Here is a 22,785-nt window from a genome sequence, read left to right as displayed (position 1 = left end):
TGCGCTGCCCGACAGATGATCTGGCGCAAGAGCGCTAGAATCAGCCCATTCCAACGCGTGTTAACGTAGGAGCTGGGCATGGCGGACATGGTAGTGGTGCGCAAGGAAGGCCTGTATTGCGTGCCGGGACAGTTTTATATCGACCCGTGGCGTCCCGTCGAGCGCGCCATCATCACGCATGCGCATGCCGACCATGCGCGGGCCGGCCACCGGCATTACCTGTGCGCGGCCGACGGTGCGCAGGTGCTGCGCGCGCAGCTGGGCACCGTTTCCATCCAGGGCCTCGCGTATGGCGAGACCATCGAACACCACGGCGTGCAGGTGTCGCTGCACCCGGCCGGCCACGTGCTCGGTTCGGCCCAGGTGCGCATGGCGCACGGCGGCAAGGTATGGGTGGCGTCGGGCGACTACAAGCTGCAGCCGGACCCCACCTGCGCGCCGTTCGAGCCCGTGCGCTGCGATACCTTCATCACGGAATCGACCTTCGGCCTACCCATCTACCGCTGGCAGGCGCCGCAGGAAATATACGACGACATCAACCAGTGGTGGCGCGGCAATGCAGCCGAGGGGCGCACCAGCGTGCTGTTCTGCTATGCCTTCGGCAAGGCGCAGCGCATCCTGGCGGGCCTGGACGCTACCATCGGCCCCATTATCTGCCATGGCGCGGCGCAGGCATTGACGCAGGTCTACCGCGAGTCGGGCGTGGCCTTGCCGGCCACTGTCATGGTGGGCGAGGTGACGGACAAGGCGGCCCTGAAGACGGCCATGGTGATCGCGCCCCCATCGGCAGCCGGTTCGCCGTGGATGAAGCGTTTCGGCGACTACAGCGATGCGTTCGCCAGCGGCTGGATGCTGCTGCGCGGCGCGCGCCGGCGGCGCGGCGTGGACCGGGGTTTCGTGTTGTCCGACCACGCCGACTGGCCCGGCCTGATGCAGGCCATCACGGCCACGCAGGCCGGACGCATCATCGTCACGCACGGCGCCATCCCCGTGATGGTGCGCTGGCTGCGGCAGAACGGCTGGCAGGCGGGCGGCTTCGAGACGGAATATGGCGATGACGAGGCCGATGACGGTGCGCCTGGTGCTCCCACGGCGGCGGAGGACGTTGCGCATGCGTGAATTTGCCCGGCTGTACGCGGAACTCGACGAGACCACCGCCACCAGCCGCAAGCTGGCGGCCCTGCAAGCGTATTTCCAGCGCGCCAAGCCGCACGATGCGGCCTGGGCCGTGTATTTCCTGGCCGGCGGCAAGCCGCGCCAGGCCGTGCCCACCAGGCCGCTGCGCGACTATGCGACCGAACGGGCCGGCCTCGACGCCTGGCTGTTCGACGAGGCCTATCACGCCGTCGGCGACCTGGCTGAAACCATCGCCCTGATCCTGCCCGCGCCCACCCGCCACAGCGACATCGGCCTGGCCGAGTGGGTCGAGCAGCGCATCGCACCGTTGCGCGGCGCGCCGCCGGACGCCATCCGCGCCGCCCTGCTGGGGTACTGGGACGAGCTGGAAACGCGCGAACGCTTCCTGTTGATCAAGCTGATCGGCGGCGGCTTTCGCGTGGGCGTCTCAAAACTGCTGGTGACGCGGGCGCTGGCATCGATCGCCGCCGTCGACAGCAAGCTGATCGCGCAGCGGCTGATGGGTTGGACCGATGGCAAGGTCAGCCCCACGGGCGCGGGATTTTTGAAACTGATCGCCGCGCAGTCCGATGGCGAGCAGGCGTTGCGCGGCGGCCAGCCTTACCCCTTCTTCCTGGCGCACCCCTTGCAGGCAGCGCCGGAATCCTTGGGCGAGCCCGCCGGCTGGCTGGCCGAGTGGAAATACGACGGCATGCGCGCCCAGCTGCTGCGCCGCGAGGGCGTGAACTGGCTGTGGTCGCGCGGCGAGGAATTGATCACGGACAGGTTTCCCGAACTGGCGCAGCTGGCCTTGCCGGAAGGTACCGTGCTCGATGGCGAAATCCTCGTCTGGCAGCCGGGCGCCGTGCCGGCGCCGTTTGCAGATTTGCAACAACGGATGGGCCGCAAGACGGTCTCGCCGAAGCTGCTGGCAGCGTTGCCCGCCGTGCTGGTGGCTTATGACGTGCTGGAACTGGACGGCGTGGATATCCGCCACCTGCCGCAGCACGAGCGCCGCGCGCTGCTGGAAACCGTCGTCGCCGCAGTGGATGCGCCCGCGCTGCGCCTGTCGCCGTGCATCGCCGCCGAGAGCTGGGAAGCGCTGGCCGCCATCCGCGCGGAATCGCGCGCGCGCGGCGTGGAAGGCTTGATGCTGAAAGCCGCGTCGGCCGCGTATGGCGTGGGGCGCACGAAAGACGTGGGCACCTGGTGGAAATGGAAGATCGACCCCTACGCCGTCGACGCCGTGCTGATCTACGCCCAGGCGGGCCACGGCCGGCGCGCCTCGCTGTACACGGACTACACGTTCGCCGTGTGGGATGAAGCGGACGATGGCGAACGCAGGCTGGTGCCGTTCGCCAAGGCGTATTCAGGCTTGACGGATGCGGAAATCGCCCAGGTCGATGCCGCCATCCGCCAGACCACCATAGAAAAATTCGGCCCCGTGCGCAGCGTCAGGCCCACCATGGTGTTCGAGATCGGCTTCGAGGGCATCGCCGCCTCCGGCCGCCACAAGGCGGGCATCGCCGTGCGCTTTCCCCGCATCCTGCGCCGCCGCGAAGACAAGGCCGTCGCCGACGCCGACACTCTGGCCACCCTGCAAGCCATGCTGGCCGGTGCCGGATGAAGGACGGTCCATGAGCAAGAGCTTGCCGGCGCAGCGCGTCGCTGCCTGGTTCACGGGGCGCGGCTGGGCCGTGTTCCCTTTCCAGCGCGCCATCTGGCGGGCCAGCGCGCAGGGACGATCCGGCCTGCTGCATGCCAGCACGGGCTCCGGCAAGACCTACGCCGTCTGGTTCGGCGCCCTGCTGCGCGCCGAGCGCCTGGCGGGCAAGCGCCGCAAGCAGGGCTTGCGCGTGCTGTGGATCACGCCCATGCGGGCGCTGGCGGCCGACACGGTGCGCGCGCTGCAGGCGTCCGGCGAAACGCTGGCGCCCGGCTGGCGCATCGAGGCGCGCACGGGAGATACCAGCGCCGCGCAGCGGGCGCGGCAGGCCAAGGCCTGGCCCGAGGTGCTCGTCACGACGCCGGAAAGCCTGTCCCTGATGCTGAGCCAGGCGGATGCGCACGCACGCTTCGCCTTGCTGGAAACGGTGATCGTCGACGAGTGGCATGAATTGATGGGCAGTAAGCGCGGCGTGCAGGTGCAGCTGGCGCTGGCCCGGCTGCGCCGCTGGCAGGAAAACCTGATGACGTGGGGCCTGTCGGCCACCTTGGGCAATCTGCGCCAGGCGCAGGACGTCTTCGCGCGCCTGAAACAGGGCGACCATTTTCTGTTTGGCGGGCGCATCCTGGAATTCGTGCGCGTGCACGAGATGACGGCCTATGTGCGGCGCGCCACGGGCAGCCGCGGCGCCGTGCCGCGCTGGCAGGGCGGCAAGATGCCGCTGTCGTCGGAACTGGCGCACGCCGTGCTCGACCAGCTGCAGCTGGCGCGGGAGGGCCGTGCCAAGGGGCCGGAAATGCGCGCGCTGGCGCCCCTGCTGGCCATCCAGGCGCGCTGGTCGGCCCTGCCCACGCGCACCAACCTGCTGGTGGAAACCCTGTGCAGCCGCGAAGGCCGGCACTTGTTCGTGTATCCGTTCGCGGGCCGCGCCGTGCACCTGGGCCTGGCCTCGCTGCTGGCCTACCGCATTGCCCGCGCGCAACCGACCACCTTGTCGATTGCCGTCAACGACTACGGTTTTGAATTGCTGGGGGGAAGCGAGCTCGATTATGTCCCCCTGTTCGACGGGGCCACGGGCGCGGGGTTGGACTTATTCAGCACGCAACACTTGCTGGAAGACGTGCTGGCCAGCCTGAATGCAACGGAACTGTCGCAGCGGCGCTTCCGCGAAATCGCCCGCATCGCCGGCCTTGTGTTCCAGGGCTATCCGGGCCAGCCGAAAAGCGCGCGCCAGCTGCAGGCCTCGTCCTCGCTGTTTTTCGAGGTGTTCCGCAAGCATGACGCGGCCAATTTGCTGCTCACGCAGGCGCAGCGCGAAGTGCTGGAGCAGGAACTGGAACTGACGCGGCTGCGCGCCACCTTGCGCGAGCTGCATGAACGCAATATTTCCCTGCAGCCGCTGGAGCGCGCCTCGCCGTTTGCCTTCGGCCTGATGGTCGAGCGCTTCCGCGAACAGCTGACGACGGAAAGGCTGTCGGACCGGGTAGCGCGGCTGGTCAGCGCGCTGGAAAAGGCGGCCGCATGAAGGGCCAGGAGCAAGCGCATTGCGCGGTGGAGCTGGCCGGCGAAAGCGTCTGGCTGCTGGCGCACAGAGCGCTCTATTGGCCGGCGCGCCGGATGCTGGTCGTGGCCGACATCCATTTCGGCAAGGCGGCCGCCTTCCGCGCGCTGGGCGTGCCCGTGCCGCGCGGCACGACGACGCAAAACCTGCTGGCGCTCGACGCCTTGCTGGCCCGTTACGCCTGCGAGGAAATCGTCTTCCTGGGCGACTTCCTGCATGCGCGGGCCGCGCACGCGGCCGCCACCGTGGCGGCCATGCTGGCCTGGCGCGCGCGCCATCCCCGCTTGCGCCTGACCCTGGTGCGCGGCAACCACGATGCGCACGCGGGCGACCCGGCCGGCGCGCTGCGCATCGCCATGGCGGACGAGCCGCATACGGTGGGAAATTTGTCGTTCTGCCATCATCCGGAGACGCCGGCGCCCGGCTATGTGCTGGCCGGCCACGTCCATCCCGTGTATCGCTTGCGCGCGGGCGGCGGGGGCGGCCTGCGCCTGCCCTGTTTCCTGCTGGGGCCGTCGCGTGCCATCCTGCCCTCGTTCGGCGCCTTCACGGGCGGCCACGCCGTGCGGCCGGGCATTGGCGAGCGCGTCTACGTGACGGCCGACGCGGCGATCTTCCGCCTGCCACCGTGACCGTCCGGGTTATATACTTTTGGTATATTTTTTATTGTAACCGCGCCACCAGTGGCGGGACTCATCCTACATCAGCGCTTGCCATCCTCCTATTTCTTGCCGCCCATGCCCGCACTAAGATGAGGATTCCCTTGCCATGCGAGGGGAAGAATTGCATGGTTTGCACTGTTTTCTGATTCTATCGATCAAGGAGATCATCATGGCCACATCGAGCGACAATAAACAGCAGGGTAGTAAAACCAGTAGCAGCAGTAGCGGCAGCAGCGGCGGAAGCAAGCAGAGCGATACGAGCAAACGCGGTTTCGCTTCCATGGATCCGGCCCAGCAGCGCGAAATCGCCAGCGAAGGGGGGCGCGCCGCGCATGAAAAAGGCACGGCGCATGAATTCACGTCCGAGGAAGCGCGCCGCGCAGGCAGCCAAAGCCATAAAAACGATGCGAACCGGCAAAGCGCCGCCAGCTCCGGCGGTTCGCGCGACAATGCCAGCAGCGACAACCGGCAAAGCGGCGGTTCCGGTTCAAGTGCGGGTTCCGGCTCCGGCTCGCGCAACAAGTAGCAGCGCGCCGTAGGGTGAAGCCCATCAGTGGGCAGGGCCGGCGGGAAGCGGGGCTTTCCGCCGGCCCTGTGCAGGGTTTTTCCTGCGGCGCCAAAAAGTGATGCAATGCAGCAGACATGGACTATGATGAAATGGCTGTGATGGCAGGCTAGCGCGTAGTCAAGCCCGCAGCCAACTTTCCGGGAGAAGATGATGGGCAACTCCAACACGCCGAATCCAGGCAATAGCCAAGGCGGCACGCCGTCCACGGCGGGCAGCAAGCAAAGCGCGGCAGAGGCGGCCGAAAGCTTTGTGCTGGTCGATAGCGAGCAGGGCCTCGATATCGGCGACGATCTGTTTTCCATCGGCGAAGTGCGGCGCGCCGACCGTTTGCCGCATCACCAGTCCGGCGTGGCCGGCCAGAGCCGGCAGAGCGCCGACGATGCGCCCGACACCACGGGCAGCACCGGCGTCTGAGCTTCCCCGTCCGTTTCCTTAACTGTCTGACAAGCCCCGCCGGGCCAGCCGCAAGACGTGTTCGCGCACGTCGGCTGGCCAGTCGCGCACGTTTTCAAGGAAGGCTTCCTGCCGGCCCGCGAACAGGGCGCGGCTCGCTTCCTCGAAGCCGGCAGCGTCACCGGCCAGGGCGTTCATGACCTTATAGGCCGCTTCGCGCGCCTGGCGCTGTTCATCGTGCGCCTTGTTGCCGCGCTGCGCCTGTTCCACCAGCTTGCGCAAGGCCACGGACGCCCCGCCCGGTTGCGTCGCCAGCCATTCCCAGTGCCGGGGCAGCAAGGTGATTTCGCGCGCCACCACGCCCAGCCTGGGCCGGCCCGCCGTGCGCGCGGGAGCGGGAGTATCGTCCTGCGGCGCCGGCGCGGCTTCGCGCGGCAGGCGCTGCAGCACCTCGTCCAGGCTGCCATGCAGGTTCAGGTCCACCTGGCTGCCGTTCGTGTCATCGAAGATCAGGATCTGCGCATCGGGATCGCGCGTCACCAGTTCCTTCAGTGTTTGCGCCACGGCATGTAATGTGCCGGCGGCCACTTTGCGTGGGCCGGCAAAGGCGGTCAGTTGGGTGGGGGCGTGCATGGCTTGCTCCTATGAGTGCATATGCAGGCAATTTTACCCGGGTTAAATTGAAAGTCAATAACACCCGGGTAAAATAGGGCGGCCGTGTTACAGGTCGATGCGGCCGTGTTCGCCCAGGTCTTTCGGCGGCTCGCCCGTGATGGCGGCCTTGGCCATTGCATAAAATTGCATCATCTTGCTGGCGCTGCTGTCCCAGTATTCGGCCGACTGTATCGTCACCTTGATCAGCGACAGCTTGGGATCGTCGAGTCCGCCGGGGAACCAGGCTTGCACCAGCGGGCTCCACAGTTCCTCCGCCTTGGCGCGGTCCTTCAGCAATGCCGCATGGCCGCAGACGGACACATACAGGCTGTCGCCCGTGTCGACGAAGCTGACGTTGACCTGCGGGTTGTTCAGCAGGTCGCGCGTATAGCCGGCCTCGTCGGAAACAAAGAACCAGATATGCCCGTCGCCGTCGACCTGCTGCTGCGTGAGGGGACGGCTGGTCAGCGTGCGCGTGTCGTCGCTGGTGGTGAGCATGCCGAACTTGACGCCCTTGATCCTGTCCGCGATGCTGGCCAGTTGTTCGCTGGAATAGTGTTGCATGGTGTGCTCCCGTGATGGTTGTCCTGAACAACAGCATAGGCGGGCGCAGCGCGCGGCTCTGTACGCCAGCTTACGTAGCGGAGGCGCTTTGTTTCAACGCTGTTACAAAACGCCGGCCCGGCGGGGTGCTCCATGTATTGACTTAATAAATGATAATCATTATCATTTGTTTGAATGTATCAGCTTGAACTTTGATTGAAGGATGGGAATGAAGCACACTGACTTGTCGCGCCAGCTGGCCCGCCCCTTGCCGGGAGCGGCCCATGCATAGTGCGGGCGCCGCCGACAAGGCCAGGAACAATGCCAGCCGCGCCGTCTGGCTGAAGAATCTGCACCAATGGCACTGGATCAGCTCGGCGCTCTGCCTGCTGGGCATGTTTTTGTTCGCCATCACGGGCATTACCCTGAACCACGCCAGCCAGATCGAGTCGAAACCGTCGATCACGCGCCAGCAGGCGCAGCTGCCGGCCCCTCTGCTCACCGAACTGGCCGCCTATGCCGCCCGGCATGACGGCGCCAACGCGCCCATGCCGGCCGCCGCCGAAACGTGGTTGAAAAAGCAATGGTCGCTCAACGCGGGCGGCCGTCCCGCCGAGTGGAGCGCCGACGAGGTGTATTTGCCCCTGCCCAAGGCGGGCGGCGACGCCTGGGTGCGCATCGGCCTGGATGACGGGGCCGCCGAATACGAATTGACGGACCGTGGCTGGGTATCCTGGCTCAACGACGTCCACAAGGGCCGCAACACGGGCGTGGCCTGGAACTGGTTCATCGATATCTTTGCCGGCGCCTGCATCGTGTTTTGCCTGACGGGTCTGTTGATTTTGAAGTTCCACGCGGCCAACCGGCCATTTACCTGGCCGATGGTTGGCCTCGGTATCCTGATACCCTGCGCGATCGCCTTGCTGTTTATCCATTGATCGTTTTTCTTTTTCCTTTTTACAGGCACACCATGAAATTACGCTACTCCCTGGCGCTTGGCCTTCCCCTGATCGGTACGTCGGCGATGGCGGCCGACCTGGCTCTCAAGATTGAAATTCCGCAACTGAACGTGGCGGAATACCACCGCCCCTACGTGGCGGCATGGCTGGAAACGGCGGACCAGAAGGTCGTCGGCAACCTGGCTGTGCTGTACGACGTGAAAAAGAAGGACAAGGCGGGCGAAAAATGGCTGAAGGACATGCGCCAGTGGTGGCGCAAGAGCGGCCGCGACCTGGCCATGCCTGTCGACGGCGTCAGCGGCGCCACGCGCGCGCCGGGCGAGCACAATCTGACCTTCCCCGGCTCGAAAGCCGTGCTCGACAAGCTGCCGGCCGGCGAATACCAGCTGGTGGTGGAAGCGGCGCGCGAAGCGGGCGGACGCGAGCTGGTGCGCGTGCCCTTCCAGTGGCCGCCGAAGTCGGGCCAGTCCGTGCCTGCCAAGGGCAAGGAAGAACTCGGCAATGTCGTCGTCCAACTCAAACCTTAAGGCGCCCCTACCATGTTGAAGCAACTGAATAAACCGCTGCTCGCCCTGGCCCTGGCCGGCCTGGCCATGAACGCCCACGCCCACCGCGGCTGGATGGTGCCGTCGAGCACGATGGTGGAAAGCAAGGACGCCTGGGTGACGGTGGACGCGGCCGTGTCCGACGGCCTGTTCGAGATCGACCACCAGCCGCTGCGCCTGGACGCGCTGCAAGTGACCGGCCCGGACGGCGCCAAGGTCGCGCCGGCGAATGCCGTCACGGGCCGTCTGCGTAGCGTCTTCGACGTAAAAATGGAAAAGCCGGGCACCTACAAGGCGGCCATCGTGTCGCAGAACGTGATGGCCAGCTACACGGTGAACGGCGAGCAGAAGCGCTTCCGCGGCAACGAAGAGACGTTCAAGAAGGACATGCCGGCCGACGCGAAAGACGTGAAAGTCACGCGCACGGCGGCCCGCCTGGAAACCTTCTTCAGCAATGGCGAGACCAGCACGGAAGTGTTCAAGCCGACGGGCGTGGGCCTGGAATTCGTGCCCGTCACGCACCCGAACGACTTGCGCGCGGGCGAGAAAGCCACATGGCGCTTCCTGGTCGACGGCAAGCCGGCCGCGAACCAGGCCTTCAGCCTGGTGCCGGGCGGGGTGCGCTACCGTGGCGTGCTCGGTGAAATCCGCCAGAGCACGGACGCCAAGGGCGAGATCACGTTCACCGTGCCGGCCGCCGGCATGTATTACCTGAGCAGCACCTGGCCCGCGGCCGCCCCGGCCGTTGCAGGCCAGCCGCCGGCGATGCCGGAGCGCCGCATGACCTACGCGGCCACCGTGGAAGTGCTGCCGCAGTAAGCGGCGGCATCGTCACGAGAGCGCCGATGCGCCGGGTCCTGCTGCCGCAGCATATTTCCGATCAGGTCGCGCCGCCCGGCGCCGCGATCCGGGACTTGCGCGGCCTGTCCATGGGCACCAGCTGGACCGTGCGCCTGCTCGAGTCCGCCATGCCGGGACGCGCCGGCAGCGCCGACTTGCAGCAGGGCCTGCAGCAGCAGCTGGATCTGGTCGTGGCGCAAATGAGCCACTGGAGCGAGGAGTCCGACCTGGGCCGTTTCAACCGGGCCGAGCCCGGCAGCTGGCACAGCCTGCCCGCCGCGTTTTGCGAGGTGCTGGGCTTTGCCATGCACGTCTCGCAGGCGTCGGGCGGCGCGTACGACCCGTGCGCGGGCGCCCTCGTCAACCTGTGGGGCTTCGGCCCCCGCCACCGTTACGACGAGCCAGGTTTCCTGCCGCCGAAGGATGACACGGTAGCCCTGCTGCTGTCGCAGCGCCAGCGCCGCCGCCTGGAGCTGGACTTGCCGGCCCGCCGCATCCGCCAACCGGGCGGCTTGCAGCTGGACCTGTCCGCCGTGGCCAAGGGCTATGGCGTGGACCGCCTGGCCCGCTACCTGGACAGCCAGGGCATACACCATTACCTGGTCGAAGTGGGCGGCGAACTGCGCGGCGCCGGCAGCAAGCCCGACGGCCAGCCATGGTGGGTCATGCTGGAACAGGTCGACGGCGCCGCCGATAGTGCCGATAATGCCGATAATGCGCAGCATCCGCCGGAAATGCTGCTGGCGCTGCACGGCTTGTCCGTGGCGACGTCGGGCGACTACCGGCGTTTCTTCGAAGACGGCACGGCGCGTTTTTCGCACACCATCGATCCGCGCAGCGGCATGCCGATCGCCAATCAACTCGCTTCCGTCACCGTCGTGCATGCGCAATGCATGGCGGCCGACGCCTGGTCGACGGCCCTGACCGTGCTGGGCGTCGAGGCCGGCTTGGCGCTGGCCGAGGAGCAGGGCCTGGCCGCGCGCTTCCTGCAGCGCGACGGGCACGGTTACCGCGAAACCTTGAGCAGCCGCATGCTGGCCATGCTCGACGAATGAACCCTTACCTTTCATGATTTTTACGCACGATACGACGCGGCTGGCTTTGCTGGCCGCCCTGTCCCTCAGTTACGCGGGCGTGTGCCTGGCGCCCTGGCTGCGCGCGCGCGCCCGGCGCCGCGCCGCCGCTGCCGCCACGGCGGCGCTGGCCAACAACCCCGCCTGGCTGGTGGCGTATGCGAGCCAGACGGGCAATGCCGAAGAGCTGGCCACCCAAACGGCGCGCAGCCTGCAGCTGGCCGGCATTCCCGTGCGCCTGTGCGCGCTGGCAGAACTGACGGCCATTGATCTGCAACAAGCCGAACGTGCCTTGTTCCTGGTCAGCACCTATGGCGAGGGCGACGCGCCCGACAATGCGGCCGCTTTCATGGGCCACCTGATGACGGGCGAGCTGGCGCTGCCGCAATTGCATTATTGCGTGCTGGCCCTGGGCGACCGCAGCTATGGCCAGTTCTGCGGCTTCGGCCGCGCGCTCGACGCCTGGCTGGCGACGCAGGGCGCGTCGCGCCTGTTCGAGCGCATCGAGGTCGACCGCAGCGCCGGCGCCGCCATCGAGCAATGGTTCCAGCACCTGAGCCACCTGGCCGGCACCAGCGACGCGCCCGACTGGAGCGCGCCCGCCTTTGGCGACTGGCGCCTGACCCGCAGGCAGCTGCTCAACCCGGGCAGCGAGGGCGGCCCCATCTATCACGTGGAACTGGCGCCCGTGGAAGGCAGTCTGCCCGACTGGCAGTCGGGCGACCTGGTGCAGGTGGCGCCGCCGCTTGACCCGGCGCAAGCGCGCGAGTATTCGATCGCCTCGATCCCGCGCGATGGCGGCGTGCACCTGCTGGTGCGCCAACATGCGCATCCCGACGGCAGCCTGGGCCTGGCGTCGGGCTGGCTGACGGCGCAGGCGGCTGTCGGCGAGGTGGTACAGCTGCGCTTGCGCCAGCACAAGCGCTTTCGTCTGGAAGACAATGCCCAGCGTCCTTTAATTTTGATCGGCAACGGCAGCGGCATCGCCGGCTTGCGCGGCCACCTGAAAAGCCGCGTGCTGGCCGGGCAGCGCCGCAACTGGCTGATCTTTGGCGAACGCAATGCGGCCCACGATTTTCATTACCGCGAAGAAATTGAACACTGGCACGCGAGCGGCGATTTGCCGCGCCTGGACCTGGCGTTTTCGCGCGACCAGGCGCAGCGCACCTACGTGCAGGACCGTCTGCGCGGCAATGCCGACGAAGTCAGGCTGTGGCTGGAGCAGGGCGCGGCCATCTACGTCTGCGGCAGCCTGGCCGGCATGGCGGGCGGCGTCGACCAGGCCCTGCAGGAGATGCTGGGCCGCCCCGCGCTCGATGCGCTGGCGGCCCAGGGGCGCTACCGGCGCGACGTGTATTGATCGACTGCGCATAAAAAAAGGACTGGCCGGGCCAGTCCTTTTTTATTCGGCAAGCCCGCTTACGGCTGCAGCGCGGCCAGCGGCGCCGCCTCCATCTCGCCGCTCACTTCCTGCAGGCCGCGCGCCAGGCTGGAGATGCTGGGGTTGTCGATGAAGACGCAGCGCTTGCCCGTGCGCTTGCAATAATCCTTCACGCGCCAGTAGGCGCTGTGGCTGATGCAGCCCGTCTGGCAAATCACCAGGTCGGCCGCCGCCAGGCTGGAATCGAGCAGGTTGGCATTGTCTTCCAGGCCGCCGTCGTGGTGGGCGAACTGCGCGCCCACGCGTTCGATCAGGGCGCGGTAAGTGGCGACATTGCCGCTGCGCCCGCCCACGCACAAGACGCTTTGGTCGACGAGGCGGATCGGCATTTTCAGCTTGCCGCCCGTGGGCACTTCCAGCTTGGTTGCCGGTGGCGGCACGGCGGCGCCCGGACGCGGCTGGGCCTGTTTCAATTCCGCGATTTGCTGGCGCAATTCCTTCTCGCGCTCATCCATCTGCGCCAGGCGCTCGACGAGGCGCGTGCGCGATTCCAGCGCGGGGACGGCGGCCTGCAATTGCGCCAGATCAAGGCGCAAGCCGTCGATGAGGCTATCTTTGCCGATCGATTCGGCACGCGCGCGCAGCAGCAAGGCTTCCTGGCGCTCCAGCTCGCCCGTCTTTTCCGTCAGCATGGCCTGGCTGCGCTGTTGCAGCCTGGCCAGTTCCTGCGCCAGGCGCGCGTTTTCTTCCTGCAAGGCCGTAAACTTGCCCATGTCGGCGCGCACGCAGGCGCCGGCCTGGTGCTGGATCATGTGCAGGTCGCGGCACATCTGCTCTTCCAGCTCGGCGTCGCAGCGCGGGTGCGTGAGGCCGGCCCAGAAGGCGCCGGCCACGTCGCCGTTGGCGACGGCCGTGCGCCACTGCTGCGCCACCTGCTGCGTCGTCTTGGCGCCGCGAAAGCGCAGGATCACGGGCGCGTAGCGGCGTTCCAGTTCCTTTTGCAGTGCTTCGGACAGGCGGTTGCGCGCGCCGCATTCCGTCACGGCGCCCACATGCACTTCGTAGTCGTCGGCCAGCACGCGCCCGCCCGTCATCTTGCCCACCAGCTTGCGCAGGTAGCCCAGCGGCAAGCCTACGCCGACCAGCGGGCAATGACAGGTATGCGACAGTTCCCACAGCCGGCGGCGGCGAGAGGCGAGCGCGGCCGTGTCGGCCTCGCCGCTGGAACAATTGCTGATGACGGGCAGGGACTGGTCTTTGTCACACATGGCGATATCCTGTTGGGCGGTGGGCAGTGTTGGAGAAATTATTGCGGCAGGGGCGAGACGGGACGCTTGGGACTCAGCAGGCGTGCCAGGCGGGCGAGCAGGGTGGCCCTGGGCGGCGCCGGGCGGTGCTGGGCCACGAGGGCGGCCCACTGCTGCGACAGCTGCTGGCAGGTTGCCTGCAGCACGGGACCCAGGTCGGGCACGCCGGACAGCACTTGCAGATGGCGTTCGATGACGGCGGCCAGCTTCGCGCAGGGGCTGCCCGCATGGTAGTGCGACATCAGGTGCAGCACGGCCGACAGCATCAATGCCGGCTGTTGCCCCTTCGCTGAAGAAAACATCGAGTCAGTATGATCGATCGCCATCAAACGCTCCTGTGCGGTGGTTTGGCTGGCTGGCGCGCGGGGCGCGACTGGCTGGCGGGTGGGGTGGCTGCGGGACAGTATCAGGCAGTCAGGATCAGCTTGTTCAATTGGGTGACGCGCAGGCGGTAAATCTTGCCGCTGTGTTCAATCTCCACTTCGCGCCCCTGCTGCAGCAGCGCTTCGCTGGTGATGCGGCGCGCCGGTTGCGCCACGCTGACGGGAGGGCGGACGTGTGCGCTGGCGGCATCCTGGATCAAGGCGGGTTTTGAGCTTTGCATGTTGGCTTTCTTTGTCTCAGTTGAGAATGATTCGTATTTGCATTATTGTTGAATGTGGCCCGAAAAGCAAGGCTTATTTGTGCCGGATGCAGGCTTTTTTTTGACTGACGGGGAGGGGGCTGGCGGGGGCGTGGCGCAAGGTGGCACCAGCGGGCTGAAGAAGGGTGCGGACAGCAAAAAAGACCCGGCGAGGCCTAGCATGCCTCGGCCGGGTCAAGCCTGTGCCAAGCTTGAGGAAAGGGGGCGCTAAATGGTGGCCAGCAATTGCGCCGAGGCGTCGGCGGCCGCTGCCGTATCGGCTTTCAGCTTGGCGGCGGCCAGCTGCTTGGCGCGCGAGCGCGACGGCGGCAGGCGGCGCAGGGTCTTCAGGGCGTCCGGGTCCTTGATGCCGATGGTGCGCTGGTCGACCGTGATGAGGCCGATTTCATTGAAGGCGGACAGGGTGCGGCTCACCGTTTCCAGGGTCAGGCCCAGGTAGCTGCCGATTTCGTGGCGCGTCATGCGCAGGTTGAACAGTTTGCTGGAGTAGCCCATCTGGCCGAAGCGGTCGGCCAGCGAGACGAGGAAGCGGGCCACGCGCGCTTCGGCGCTGAGGGCGCCCAGCATGCCGATCATCGCCTGTTCGCGCACGAGTTCGCGGCTCATCACGCCATACATGACGTTTTCCAGTTCCAGGTGGACACGGCCCAGCGCCGTGAGCTTCTTGAACGGCAGCAGGATCAGGTCGCAGTCGGACAGGGCCACGGCTTCGGACGAGTAGTGGCGCGAGTGGATGCCGTCCACGCCCAGCATGTCGCCCTTCATGGGAAAGCTGAGTACCTGTTCATTGCCGAATTCATCGATGAGCACGGTTTTCAGGAAGCCTGAATTGACGATGTACAGGGTGTCGAAGGGCTGGCCTATCGTGTGCACGCGCTGGCCCGTCTTGAATTGCACGTGCTGGAACAGCAGCTCGTCGGCGGCGATGGTGCAGGCGCTGGAAATATGCAGCAGGTCGCACACTTCCTTCAGGTTCGACCATAGCCGCCCCTGGCGCTGGCGTCCCGCTTCCATCGGCGTGGAAGGGGGCAGTGCTGGTGAGGCGGGGCGGTTTTCAGACGTTTGCGTGGACAGCATGTTCATCTCCTGGTAACAGGTAATTCAGAGTTGACTGACGGAGTGCGCAAGGCGGCGGGCACGGCAGAGGGCCGGCGGCGCGCGTCCTGGCAGGTAATGCTCAATTCGCTGAAGACTTGCTGTGTGATGAAATAACTTCCCAGCAACTTGATTACTGGTTTCAGTATGCCAACAACCGTATGGAATTAATATCAGCAGTGGCTGAATATGGCAGTAGGAGCTGTGGTAGCGGGCGTAGGATTGTTCCTACGCGCGGCCTACGCCGTCTGGCTCAGGTCTTGAAGGGGGACAGCAGGCGGTGGGCCACGGCATACTGGACCATTTCCGACAGCGAACTCATGCCCATCTTTTGCATGATGCGCGTCTTGTGCGTGCTCACCGTCTTGACGCTCAGATGCAGGTTGTTGGCGATTTCCGTGATCGACTTGCCCGCCACCAGCAGGGAAAAGACTTCGAATTCGCGGTCCGACAGCTGTTTGTGCAACAGGCTTTCATTCGGCATCATGATGTTGAGCACCAGCTGCTCGGCCACCTCGGCGCTGATGTAGGGCCGTCCCGAGGCCACCTTGTGGATGGCGCCCACCAGCTGCGTGCCCGCGCTTTCCTTGGTCAGATAGCCTTGCGCGCCGGCGCGGATGGCGCGCACGGCATATTGCTCTTCCTCGTGCATGGTGAGGATCAGGATGGCCAGCTTGGGCGCTTCGCTGCGGATTTGCCGGATCAGGTCGACGCCGCTGCGGCCCGGCATGGACAGGTCGAGCAGCAGCAGGTCGAAGCCGCCCTGGCGCACGTGGTTGAGGACTTCGAAGCCGTCGATGGCTTCGCCCACGATATCGATGTCCGGCGCGCCGTCGAGGATGCGCTTCAATCCCTCGCGCATGATGGTGTGGTCGTCGGCAATCACAATGCGTATCATAGGCGTGCAATCAGCTCTGGCCGTACATGGACGGCCAAATGTTAAGAAACGAGAAAGGTTGTCATATTAACTGAAAACGGCCGCATGTCCGCCTGTTTCTAATTGTGCTCGCGCGGCCGGCTCCTGTTGCCATGTGACCCCTCATTGTGGCGAGGGTTCCTTGATCAGCCGGTGCACCAGCACGGGCAGCTTGGAATGCGACAGCACCTTGTTGGTGACGCTGCCCAGCAACAACTGGCCCCAGCCGCTGCGGCCGTGCGAACCCATGAAGATCAGGTCGCAATGCTGGAGTTGCGCCACCTCCACGATCTTCAGGGCCGGGCTGTCGGAAAACGCCGTCAGCCCCGTCGCTTCCAGCCCCCGTTTGGCAGCCGCGTCGAGGATGGGCTGCCAGTGATCGGCGCCCGCCTTGCGCATGGCGATGCGGTATTCCTCTTCGCTGGGATAACTGGGCGGAATGATTTCGATGTACACGGGATACTGGTATTCGGGCGCCACGTACAGGGCCAGGATGTCTGCGTGCATCTGTTCGGCAAAGGCCACGCCGGCGCAGGCGGTCAGATTGGAGACGGTGGAGCCGTCCGTGGCGATCAGAATTTTCTTATACATGGCAGCTCCTTAGCAGTGGACCGGCGCGCGCAACATCCCCTATTGTAGACGTGGCGGCAGCATTGTATTCATGTAAAGACTTGATAATTATCAATACTATTGCACCTTCAGTATAGACAACATTGGCAGAAAGCTCGTGTTTTTGCCCACAATGACGCCTGCGCGCCGGCGTTGCGCGAGTGGCACGGCGCAAGGATTTCTTCAGTGATGCGTGGTCTTGCCTGCACGTCAATGGTAGTATTTCAAAATACAATGGCAGGAACAATTATTTCCTGGTGGAAAAGCTCTTGCAAGCCCGCTTTGCACCAGGAAGCGCGTTTTGAGATTTACCAACAGGGCAGCGCCCTGCTACACTCGCACCATCGCAGCGGTATTGCCTCAAATCATCTTAATCGAGAAATTGTGGGTATCAGTCTGTAAAACGCACAGTTCAGGCGGAATTTTGACAAATTATGGAGAAGCAGGGATATGACCAACGCCGCTGATGATTTCGATGCATTATTCGATGAAGTATCTGCGCAACGCGCGGCCGAGCCGGCGCCCGCGCCTGCCGCCGCGCCTGCTCCCGCCGTGATTGCGGAGGACGATTTCGACGCGCTGTTCGATTCCGTCTCGGCAGCCGCGCCGGCAGCCCCGCCTGCGGCAGCCGAACCGGCCGCCACAGAAGCGGCGCCCGCGCCAGCCGGCGAAGCGGGCGAAGCGGCCGACCCCGTCGACCAGTCCGACAAGCCGATGTTCGAGCGCCTGGGCGGCATCGTGCGCCTGCTGCACGATTCCCTGCGCGAGCTGGGCTACGACAAGGCGCTGACGGAAGCGTCGTCGCAGATCGTCGACGCGCAGGACCGCCTGGAATACGTGGCCACGCTCACCGAGCAGGCCGCCAACAAGGTGCTGAACACGCTCGACGAAGGCATGCCGGCGCAGGACGTGCTGTCGAAGAAGGCCAAGGACATGGACGGCCGCTGGACGGCCCTGTTCGACGGCAAGCTGAGCCTGGAGGAATTCAAGGCCCTGGCCGGCGACTCGCGCCAGTTCGCGCAAGCCGTTGCCGAGGCGACGGAAGCGGAAAAAGCGCGCTTGCTGGAAATCATGATGGCGCAGGACTTCCAGGACATCACGGGCCAGCTGATCAAAAAAGTGGTCAACATCACCAAGACGGTGGAAAACGAGCTGGCCCAGTTGCTGCGGGACAACGCGCCGGCCGAAGTGCGCGAAAAACTGGCGCAAAAGCCGGTGCCGCTGATGCAGGGCCCGTCCGTGCCGTCGGTGGCGCTGGACCAGGATAATGTAGACGACCTTCTTGCGGATTTGGGATTCTAATGGACGATATGCTCAAGGATTTCGTCGTTGAGGCGATGGATCTTGCGGTTAATGTTGAAGAGCACTTATTGCGTCTCGAACGCGATCCGGACAACAAGGAAACACTGAATGCCGTGTTTCGTTCTTTTCACACCATCAAGGGCGGTGCCGGCTTCATGGGCTTGCCCGCGCTGGTGGCGGCCTGCCATCTGACGGAAAACCTGTTCGACGCCCTGCGCACGGGCGCCGCGCCGGTGACCCCGATCGCCATTGAGGCGGCGCTGCAAGCGTCCGGTTTCGTGGCTGACCAGCTGACGGAGCTGGCCAACGGTTCCGCGCCGGAAAGCCTCCCGGCCATGCCGGAAGAGCTGGAACACATCCTCACCAACGCCATCGAAGGCAAGGGCATGGATGCGCCGGCGCCTGCCGCCGCCGTGGCTGCCGAAGTGGCCGTGGCCGAGGTCGTTGTAGCCGCGCCCGCCGCTGCCGCCGCGACCGTCGGCGCCGATGGCCTGGACTGGGAAGCCATGTACAACGCCGTCGTGCCGGCGGGCAGCCAGGTTGCCGCCGCGCCAGCTGCCGCCGCCGTCGCCGCACCTGCTGCTGCTGCTGCTGCTGCTGCTGCTGCCGCGCCTGCCGCCGCTGCGCCAGCTGCGGCCGCCAAGCCCGCCGCCAAGGCCTGGGATGGCGCGGAACGCCGCGAAGAACGCCCGGACGTGCGCCATGCCGCGCCCGTCAAGGAAGACAGCATCCGCGTCGACGCCGTCAAGCTCGACGCCCTGCTGGAAGTGGCCGGCGAATCCGTGCAGGCCGCCAACCAGGCCGCCGTGCTGCTCGAACGCTTGCTGCAGTTCAAATTCGAAGGCCAGGCCGCCACCCTGATGGCGACCCTGGCGGAAACCCTGGAACGCGCCTCGCGCTACTCGACGGAACTGCAGCGGGCCACCCTGGCCACGCGCATGCAGCCGGTCGGCCGCCTGTTCCAGAAATTCCCGCGCCTGGTGCGCGAACTGGCGAAAGACCTGGGCAAGGATGTCGAACTGACCATCGAGGGCGCGGAGACGGAAGTCGACCGCGTCGTGGTGGACAGCCTGTACGATCCGCTCGTGCACATGCTGCGCAACTCGCTCGACCATGGCGTCGAATCGCCGGAAGCGCGCCTGGCCGCCGGCAAGCCCGCCAAATCGTATATTTCGCTCAAAGCCTGGCAGGAAGCGAACAGCGTCATGATCGTGCTGCAGGATGACGGCAAGGGCATGGACCCGGTCTTCCTGCGCAGCAAGGCCCAGCAAAAAGGCTTGATCAGCGAAAACGCCCAATTGAGCAACGACGAATGCTTCCAGCTGGTATTCCTGCCGGGCTTCTCGACCAAGGAAGTGGCGTCCAGCGTGTCCGGGCGCGGCGTGGGCATGGACGTGGTGAAAACGGCCGTGGAGAAAAACCGCGGCGCCATCCACATCGAATCCATGCTGGGCAAGGGCACCAAGTTCGCCATCCGCCTGCCGATCGAACTGTCGATCGTGCCGACCATGCTCGTGTCGACCTCGGGCGCCGCGCTGGCGCTGCCGATGGCGGTGGTGCAGCGCGTCGTCGAGTTGCCGGAAACGTTCATGGAGGTGGGCGGCGCGCCCGTGCTGAAAGACCAGGGCCGTCCATTGCCCGTGCGCTCGCTGGCCGGCGCCCTGGGGTACGAATCGTGCAGCGAACGCGTGGGCATTGTTGTCGCTGCGCCACAGCCGTACATTCTCGCCGTGGAAGCCGTCGACGGCACGGCCGACCTGGTGATCAAGCCGATGACGGCCATCACCGTGGAAGGCATTACCGGCACGGCCCGCTCGGCCGAGGGCGAGCTGGTGCTGGTCGTGGGCCTATCTTTCCTGATGGATGGTTGCAGGGGAAGCGTGCGCATGGCTGCATGAGGACGCCCGACCAAACCTACTGCGCGTCGGTATAGGCGGCCTGCGATGCTCACCGTACTGGAGTACGGTTGCGCTTCTTAGCCACCTCTCCCTTCCGCTCGCTACGGTTTTGCCGGTCGTTGTAACTATCGCTGTATTCTTTGGAAAGCCCGCTAGGCATAGCGGGCTTTTTTCATGGTGTCATCAAACGCCGTCGGGGCGTAACGTCCCGCCTTCCAGCCAGCGCTGCACGCGCAGTACTTCCTGAGCGCGCTCTGCCTCGTCCTTCGGCGGCGGCAGGTAGATGTCTGGCATGATGCCTCCGAGATCCACCTGCAGCTGCGGCAAACGGGCCGAGCGCGAGGTGGCGTAAGCCAACTGGCGCAGTCCTGAAGGCAGGGCTTGCAGGCGCAGATTCGAGTAATCGAGCGCGCCACCGCTGCTGCGTCCGATCAGTTTGACACGAAAGCTTTGTCGCGCTTCCAGCAGGAATTCTTCGCAGGAACTGCCGCAATCGCGGTCGACCAGTACTGCCACCCGTGCCGGCTGTACAGCCTGGCCGGGAAAACTTGCATAGCTGACAGGCCCGCCAGCGCTCTGCGCCACGAACTGGCCCGGCTGTACGCTGCGCATGCGGATGACGGCCTGGGCCATGTAGATCGTGCAGGTGGCATCGCCTGGGGCGTACAGCGCGCAGATGTTTTCCTGATTGCCAATATTGGCCGGCGTGGACAGCCATTCTCCGCCCACGTTGACGCTCTCGCCTGAAGCTATCCATGGCGACAAAGGCGCATAGCTGCTGTCGCTGCCGCCGTTGTTGCGCCGGACATCGATGATCCAGTTGGCTCGGCTGGCCAACTCGTCGCGCTTGCTTGCCAGTAAATCGGCGATGACTTTGGCGTACTCCGGGAAAAAACTGGGCAGTGTCAGCAGCGCCGTTTGCGATGACAGCAGTTGTAGTGATGGCATCCTGTCATCAATGGCGGCCGTCTGCGCGGCGGCCGAGGAAGGTGCTGGGGCAGGCTGCTCATGTTTCCATGCATTGCCTGGCACAATTTGCAAATGACCTTTGCGCCACTTGCTCAGGTAATCGCCCAGTGCCAGGTTGCAAGTAGCCTCATCGTTCGCTTTGGCCGCTGCCTCGCTGGCGCTGGCCAGTGCATTGTCGAAATAGGCTTGCCCCTTTTGCGCCAGGTGCTGGCGCGCGCCGGTATCGTTTTCCAGCAAGAAGCCGGGAAGGGCGCGCAAGTCTCGCAGGCAGGTCTCGCTGGATGTGGCGGCTTGTGTATGGCTAGTGGCCAAGGTGGTCAAGAGGGTGGTCGCAAAAAAACGCAGATTCATCAGTGCTATCTTCCTTGAAATTGTTGTCAAATACAATACACGAAAGATTAAAGAAAAAGTATCGATTTCTTGCCGCGCCGTGGCTCGTTCGGCGGCCTGCCTGCAGATGGGGTCGCCATGTCGCCGATATGCCGATATCGGCAATTTCCAGCTCATATCCAACAAAGTCGCCGAACTTTGTATCGCCAATCCCACGCTTTTGCCTGTTTCGGTTCTGTATCGCCCAATATATGGCATAATCCTTGTGGATCACCGTATGACCTGGTTCACTTGATCACTTACTACAGGCTGTGGCAACGCTGCATAAATCATGATGAAGACGCTTTACGACAAACTCTGGGAATCCCACGTTGTTCGGACCGAAGATGATGGCACGACAATTTTGTACATCGACCGGCACTTGCTGCACGAAGTCACCAGTCCGCAAGCCTTCGACGGCCTCGGCGTGGCGGGACGCCAGCCGTGGCGCGTGTCCGCCAACCTGGCCGTGGCCGACCATAATGTGCCCACCACCAGCCGGGTCGACGGCATTGCCGATCCCGTCTCGCGCCTGCAGGTGGAAACCCTGGACAAGAATGCCAGGCACTACGGTTTGACCTACTTCAATATGAACGACAAGCGCCAGGGTATCGTGCATGTCATCGGCCCTGAGCAGGGCGCGACCCTGCCCGGCATGACGGTCGTCTGCGGCGATTCGCACACGTCCACGCATGGCGCCTTCGGCGCGCTGGCGCACGGCATCGGCACGTCCGAAGTCGAGCACGTGCTGGCCACGCAAACCTTGCTGCAAAAGAAATCGAAGTCCATGCTGGTGCAGGTCGACGGCGCTCTGCCGGCCGGCGTGACGGCCAAGGATATCGTGCTGGCCATCATTGGCAAGATCGGCACGGCCGGCGGCACCGGTTACTGTATCGAGTTCGGCGGCTCGGCCATCCGCGCCCTGTCGATGGAAGGACGCATGACGGTGTGCAACATGGCCATCGAGGCGGGCGCGCGCGCCGGCATCATCGGCGTCGATGACACCACCATCAACTACGTCAAGGGCCGCCCGTTTTCGCCGGCCGGCCCGCACTGGGACCGCGCCGTCGCCTACTGGCGCACCCTGCATTCGGACCCGGGCGCCCGTTTCGACCTCGTCGTTACCCTCAACGCCGCTGAAATCGTGCCGCAGGTGACCTGGGGCACTTCCCCCGAAATGGTGATCGGCGTCAATGGCCGCGTGCCCGATCCCGACCAGGAAAAAGACAGCGTCAAGCGCGATGCGATGGAAAAGGCGCTCGTCTACATGGCCTTGAAACCGAATACCGCCATCGAAGACATCCGCATCGACAAGGTCTTCATCGGTTCCTGCACCAATTCGCGCATCGAGGATCTGCGGGCCGCCGCCGCCGTGGTGCGCGGCAAGTACCGCGCCTCGAACGTCACCCTGGCGCTGGTGGTGCCCGGTTCCGGCCTGGTGAAGGACCAGGCCGAGCGCGAGGGACTCGACCGCATCTTCAAGGATGCCGGCTTCGAGTGGCGCGAGCCGGGCTGCTCCATGTGCCTGGCCATGAATGCGGACCGCCTGGAAGCGGGCGAACGCTGCGCGTCCACGTCGAACCGCAACTTCGAAGGCCGGCAAGGGCAGGGCGGACGCACGCACCTGGTGTCGCCGGCGATGGCGGCGGCGGCGGGCATCGCCGGCCACTTTGTCGACGTGCGGGCTTTGCGATGACGGCAGGGACTGGCGCCGCT

General features: G+C 65.2%; 23 protein-coding genes. 14 read left to right on the top strand and 9 right to left on the bottom strand.

Annotated features, from left to right (window positions below; translation table 11 throughout):
* Positions 1–78 precede the first annotated feature (78 nt).
* The 6 genes from AC07VI_RS00820 to AC07VI_RS00795 all read left to right on the top strand — a co-directional run bounded on the left by AC07VI_RS00820 (position 79) and on the right by AC07VI_RS00795 (position 5,987).
* Positions 79–1,119 (top strand): ligase-associated DNA damage response exonuclease, encoded by a 1,041-nt coding sequence (locus tag AC07VI_RS00820; protein WP_099375049.1) that lies wholly within the window; start codon positions 79–81, stop codon positions 1,117–1,119.
* Positions 1,112–2,743: an ATP-dependent DNA ligase gene (locus tag AC07VI_RS00815; RefSeq protein WP_492995348.1), complete on the top strand. Its 1,632-nt coding sequence runs from the start codon at positions 1,112–1,114 to the stop codon at positions 2,741–2,743. Before AC07VI_RS00820 ends, AC07VI_RS00815 begins: the two co-directional genes overlap by 8 nt.
* 10 nt (positions 2,744–2,753) lie before the next feature.
* The gene (locus tag AC07VI_RS00810) at positions 2,754–4,307 is read left to right on the top strand and encodes a DEAD/DEAH box helicase (RefSeq protein WP_492995346.1); all 1,554 of its coding nucleotides are present in this window, start codon (positions 2,754–2,756) and stop codon (positions 4,305–4,307) included.
* Complete coding sequence (gene pdeM, locus AC07VI_RS00805) at positions 4,304–4,975, top strand: ligase-associated DNA damage response endonuclease PdeM (RefSeq protein WP_086144088.1); 672 nt, start codon at positions 4,304–4,306, stop codon at positions 4,973–4,975. The genes AC07VI_RS00810 and pdeM overlap by 4 nt, the downstream gene beginning before the upstream one ends.
* Before the next feature lie 199 nt (positions 4,976–5,174).
* Positions 5,175–5,531 (top strand): KGG domain-containing protein, encoded by a 357-nt coding sequence (locus AC07VI_RS00800; RefSeq protein WP_086144222.1) that lies wholly within the window; start codon positions 5,175–5,177, stop codon positions 5,529–5,531.
* Positions 5,532–5,720: 189 nt separating this feature from the next.
* A complete protein-coding gene (locus AC07VI_RS00795) occupies positions 5,721–5,987 on the top strand; it encodes a hypothetical protein (protein WP_086144089.1) in 267 nt (88 codons plus the stop codon).
* 18 nt (positions 5,988–6,005) lie between these two features.
* Here the strand turns inward: AC07VI_RS00795 and AC07VI_RS00790 are convergent, their stop codons facing one another.
* Together AC07VI_RS00790 and AC07VI_RS00785 are read right to left on the bottom strand one after the other, a co-directional pair.
* On the bottom strand, positions 6,006–6,599 hold the full coding sequence (locus AC07VI_RS00790; protein WP_086144090.1) for a DUF2239 family protein: 594 nt from the start codon (positions 6,597–6,599) through the stop codon (positions 6,006–6,008).
* A gap of 87 nt (positions 6,600–6,686) precedes the next feature.
* Complete coding sequence (locus AC07VI_RS00785) at positions 6,687–7,184, bottom strand: pyridoxamine 5'-phosphate oxidase family protein (protein ID WP_086144091.1); 498 nt, start codon at positions 7,182–7,184, stop codon at positions 6,687–6,689.
* 263 nt (positions 7,185–7,447) lie between these two features.
* Between AC07VI_RS00785 and AC07VI_RS00780 the strand changes: the two genes are divergently transcribed.
* From AC07VI_RS00780 to AC07VI_RS00760, 5 genes are read left to right on the top strand one after another with little or no spacing between them, the layout of a single operon-like run.
* Positions 7,448–8,101: a PepSY-associated TM helix domain-containing protein gene (locus AC07VI_RS00780; protein ID WP_086144092.1), complete on the top strand. Its 654-nt coding sequence runs from the start codon at positions 7,448–7,450 to the stop codon at positions 8,099–8,101.
* A 32-nt stretch (positions 8,102–8,133) separates the two neighbouring features.
* Positions 8,134–8,649: a DUF2271 domain-containing protein gene (locus tag AC07VI_RS00775; RefSeq protein ID WP_086144093.1), complete on the top strand. Its 516-nt coding sequence runs from the start codon at positions 8,134–8,136 to the stop codon at positions 8,647–8,649.
* A gap of 12 nt (positions 8,650–8,661) precedes the next feature.
* Positions 8,662–9,486, top strand: a complete 825-nt coding sequence (locus tag AC07VI_RS00770) for a DUF4198 domain-containing protein (protein WP_086144094.1) — start codon at positions 8,662–8,664, stop codon at positions 9,484–9,486.
* Between the two features lie 26 nt (positions 9,487–9,512).
* Positions 9,513–10,562, top strand: coding sequence for an FAD:protein FMN transferase (locus AC07VI_RS00765; RefSeq protein ID WP_492995341.1), 1,050 nt, complete (start codon positions 9,513–9,515; stop codon positions 10,560–10,562).
* A 13-nt stretch (positions 10,563–10,575) separates the two neighbouring features.
* Positions 10,576–11,940 (top strand): sulfite reductase subunit alpha, encoded by a 1,365-nt coding sequence (locus AC07VI_RS00760; protein WP_086144096.1) that lies wholly within the window; start codon positions 10,576–10,578, stop codon positions 11,938–11,940.
* A gap of 59 nt (positions 11,941–11,999) precedes the next feature.
* Here AC07VI_RS00760 and AC07VI_RS00755 read toward each other — a convergent pair whose 3' ends face one another.
* The 6 genes from AC07VI_RS00755 to AC07VI_RS00730 form a co-directional block, all read right to left on the bottom strand.
* Entirely contained in the window at positions 12,000–13,229 is a 1,230-nt protein-coding gene (locus tag AC07VI_RS00755; protein WP_086144097.1) for a DUF2325 domain-containing protein, read from the bottom strand.
* A gap of 38 nt (positions 13,230–13,267) precedes the next feature.
* Positions 13,268–13,594 carry a hypothetical protein gene (locus AC07VI_RS00750; protein ID WP_226935355.1) on the bottom strand — a complete coding sequence of 109 codons (327 nt, stop codon included), beginning with the start codon at positions 13,592–13,594 and terminating at the stop codon, positions 13,268–13,270.
* 80 nt (positions 13,595–13,674) lie between these two features.
* The gene (gene hemP, locus AC07VI_RS00745; protein ID WP_071322532.1) at positions 13,675–13,872 is read right to left on the bottom strand and encodes a hemin uptake protein HemP; all 198 of its coding nucleotides are present in this window, start codon (positions 13,870–13,872) and stop codon (positions 13,675–13,677) included.
* A gap of 246 nt (positions 13,873–14,118) precedes the next feature.
* Entirely contained in the window at positions 14,119–14,925 is an 807-nt protein-coding gene (locus AC07VI_RS00740) for a Crp/Fnr family transcriptional regulator (RefSeq protein WP_086144099.1), read from the bottom strand.
* A 334-nt stretch (positions 14,926–15,259) separates the two neighbouring features.
* Positions 15,260–15,904 carry a response regulator gene (locus AC07VI_RS00735; RefSeq protein ID WP_034750556.1) on the bottom strand — a complete coding sequence of 215 codons (645 nt, stop codon included), beginning with the start codon at positions 15,902–15,904 and terminating at the stop codon, positions 15,260–15,262.
* A gap of 141 nt (positions 15,905–16,045) precedes the next feature.
* Positions 16,046–16,513, bottom strand: coding sequence for a universal stress protein (locus AC07VI_RS00730; protein WP_076566795.1), 468 nt, complete (start codon positions 16,511–16,513; stop codon positions 16,046–16,048).
* 468 nt (positions 16,514–16,981) lie between these two features.
* On the opposite strand from AC07VI_RS00730, the gene AC07VI_RS00725 reads away from it, so the two are divergent.
* Both AC07VI_RS00725 and AC07VI_RS00720 read left to right on the top strand, forming a co-directional pair.
* Positions 16,982–17,833: a protein phosphatase CheZ gene (locus tag AC07VI_RS00725; RefSeq protein WP_086144100.1), complete on the top strand. Its 852-nt coding sequence runs from the start codon at positions 16,982–16,984 to the stop codon at positions 17,831–17,833.
* Entirely contained in the window at positions 17,833–19,731 is a 1,899-nt protein-coding gene (locus AC07VI_RS00720) for a chemotaxis protein CheA (protein ID WP_492995337.1), read from the top strand. Before AC07VI_RS00725 ends, AC07VI_RS00720 begins: the two co-directional genes overlap by 1 nt.
* Positions 19,732–19,914: 183 nt before the next feature.
* Here AC07VI_RS00720 and AC07VI_RS00715 read toward each other — a convergent pair whose 3' ends face one another.
* Entirely contained in the window at positions 19,915–21,207 is a 1,293-nt protein-coding gene (locus AC07VI_RS00715) for a S41 family peptidase (RefSeq protein ID WP_492995335.1), read from the bottom strand.
* Between the two features lie 154 nt (positions 21,208–21,361).
* Here AC07VI_RS00715 and leuC point away from each other — a divergent pair, with 154 nt between their 5' ends.
* On the top strand, positions 21,362–22,765 hold the full coding sequence (gene leuC / locus AC07VI_RS00710; RefSeq protein WP_492995333.1) for a 3-isopropylmalate dehydratase large subunit: 1,404 nt from the start codon (positions 21,362–21,364) through the stop codon (positions 22,763–22,765).
* The last annotated feature ends 20 nt before the right edge of the window (positions 22,766–22,785 follow it).

The sequence above is a fragment of the Janthinobacterium sp. GW821-FHT03A03 genome, from assembly GCF_059421435.1.
The sequence above is the reverse complement of the archived record's forward strand: the minus strand, read 5'-3'. Positions and strand labels throughout refer to the sequence as shown.

Coding starts and splice junctions, on each gene's coding strand:
- AC07VI_RS00765 (WP_492995341.1), top strand. CDS start 9,513: ATGCGCCGGGTCCTGCTGCCGCAGCATATTTCCGATCAGGTCGCGCCG.
- AC07VI_RS00770 (WP_086144094.1), top strand. CDS start 8,662: ATGTTGAAGCAACTGAATAAACCGCTGCTCGCCCTGGCCCTGGCCGGC.
- AC07VI_RS00725 (WP_086144100.1), top strand. CDS start 16,982: ATGACCAACGCCGCTGATGATTTCGATGCATTATTCGATGAAGTATCT.
- AC07VI_RS00730 (WP_076566795.1), bottom strand. CDS start 16,513: ATGTATAAGAAAATTCTGATCGCCACGGACGGCTCCACCGTCTCCAAT.
- AC07VI_RS00800 (WP_086144222.1), top strand. CDS start 5,175: ATGGCCACATCGAGCGACAATAAACAGCAGGGTAGTAAAACCAGTAGC.
- AC07VI_RS00795 (WP_086144089.1), top strand. CDS start 5,721: ATGATGGGCAACTCCAACACGCCGAATCCAGGCAATAGCCAAGGCGGC.
- AC07VI_RS00780 (WP_086144092.1), top strand. CDS start 7,448: ATGCATAGTGCGGGCGCCGCCGACAAGGCCAGGAACAATGCCAGCCGC.
- AC07VI_RS00810 (WP_492995346.1), top strand. CDS start 2,754: ATGAGCAAGAGCTTGCCGGCGCAGCGCGTCGCTGCCTGGTTCACGGGG.
- AC07VI_RS00775 (WP_086144093.1), top strand. CDS start 8,134: ATGAAATTACGCTACTCCCTGGCGCTTGGCCTTCCCCTGATCGGTACG.
- hemP (WP_071322532.1), bottom strand. CDS start 13,872: ATGCAAAGCTCAAAACCCGCCTTGATCCAGGATGCCGCCAGCGCACAC.
- AC07VI_RS00735 (WP_034750556.1), bottom strand. CDS start 15,904: ATGATACGCATTGTGATTGCCGACGACCACACCATCATGCGCGAGGGA.
- pdeM (WP_086144088.1), top strand. CDS start 4,304: ATGAAGGGCCAGGAGCAAGCGCATTGCGCGGTGGAGCTGGCCGGCGAA.
- AC07VI_RS00750 (WP_226935355.1), bottom strand. CDS start 13,594: ATGGCGATCGATCATACTGACTCGATGTTTTCTTCAGCGAAGGGGCAA.
- AC07VI_RS00740 (WP_086144099.1), bottom strand. CDS start 14,925: ATGGAAGCGGGACGCCAGCGCCAGGGGCGGCTATGGTCGAACCTGAAG.
- AC07VI_RS00785 (WP_086144091.1), bottom strand. CDS start 7,184: ATGCAACACTATTCCAGCGAACAACTGGCCAGCATCGCGGACAGGATC.
- AC07VI_RS00790 (WP_086144090.1), bottom strand. CDS start 6,599: ATGCACGCCCCCACCCAACTGACCGCCTTTGCCGGCCCACGCAAAGTG.
- leuC (WP_492995333.1), top strand. CDS start 21,362: ATGATGAAGACGCTTTACGACAAACTCTGGGAATCCCACGTTGTTCGG.
- AC07VI_RS00720 (WP_492995337.1), top strand. CDS start 17,833: ATGGACGATATGCTCAAGGATTTCGTCGTTGAGGCGATGGATCTTGCG.
- AC07VI_RS00760 (WP_086144096.1), top strand. CDS start 10,576: ATGATTTTTACGCACGATACGACGCGGCTGGCTTTGCTGGCCGCCCTG.
- AC07VI_RS00755 (WP_086144097.1), bottom strand. CDS start 13,229: ATGTGTGACAAAGACCAGTCCCTGCCCGTCATCAGCAATTGTTCCAGC.
- AC07VI_RS00815 (WP_492995348.1), top strand. CDS start 1,112: ATGCGTGAATTTGCCCGGCTGTACGCGGAACTCGACGAGACCACCGCC.
- AC07VI_RS00715 (WP_492995335.1), bottom strand. CDS start 21,207: ATGAGCTGGAAATTGCCGATATCGGCATATCGGCGACATGGCGACCCC.
- AC07VI_RS00820 (WP_099375049.1), top strand. CDS start 79: ATGGCGGACATGGTAGTGGTGCGCAAGGAAGGCCTGTATTGCGTGCCG.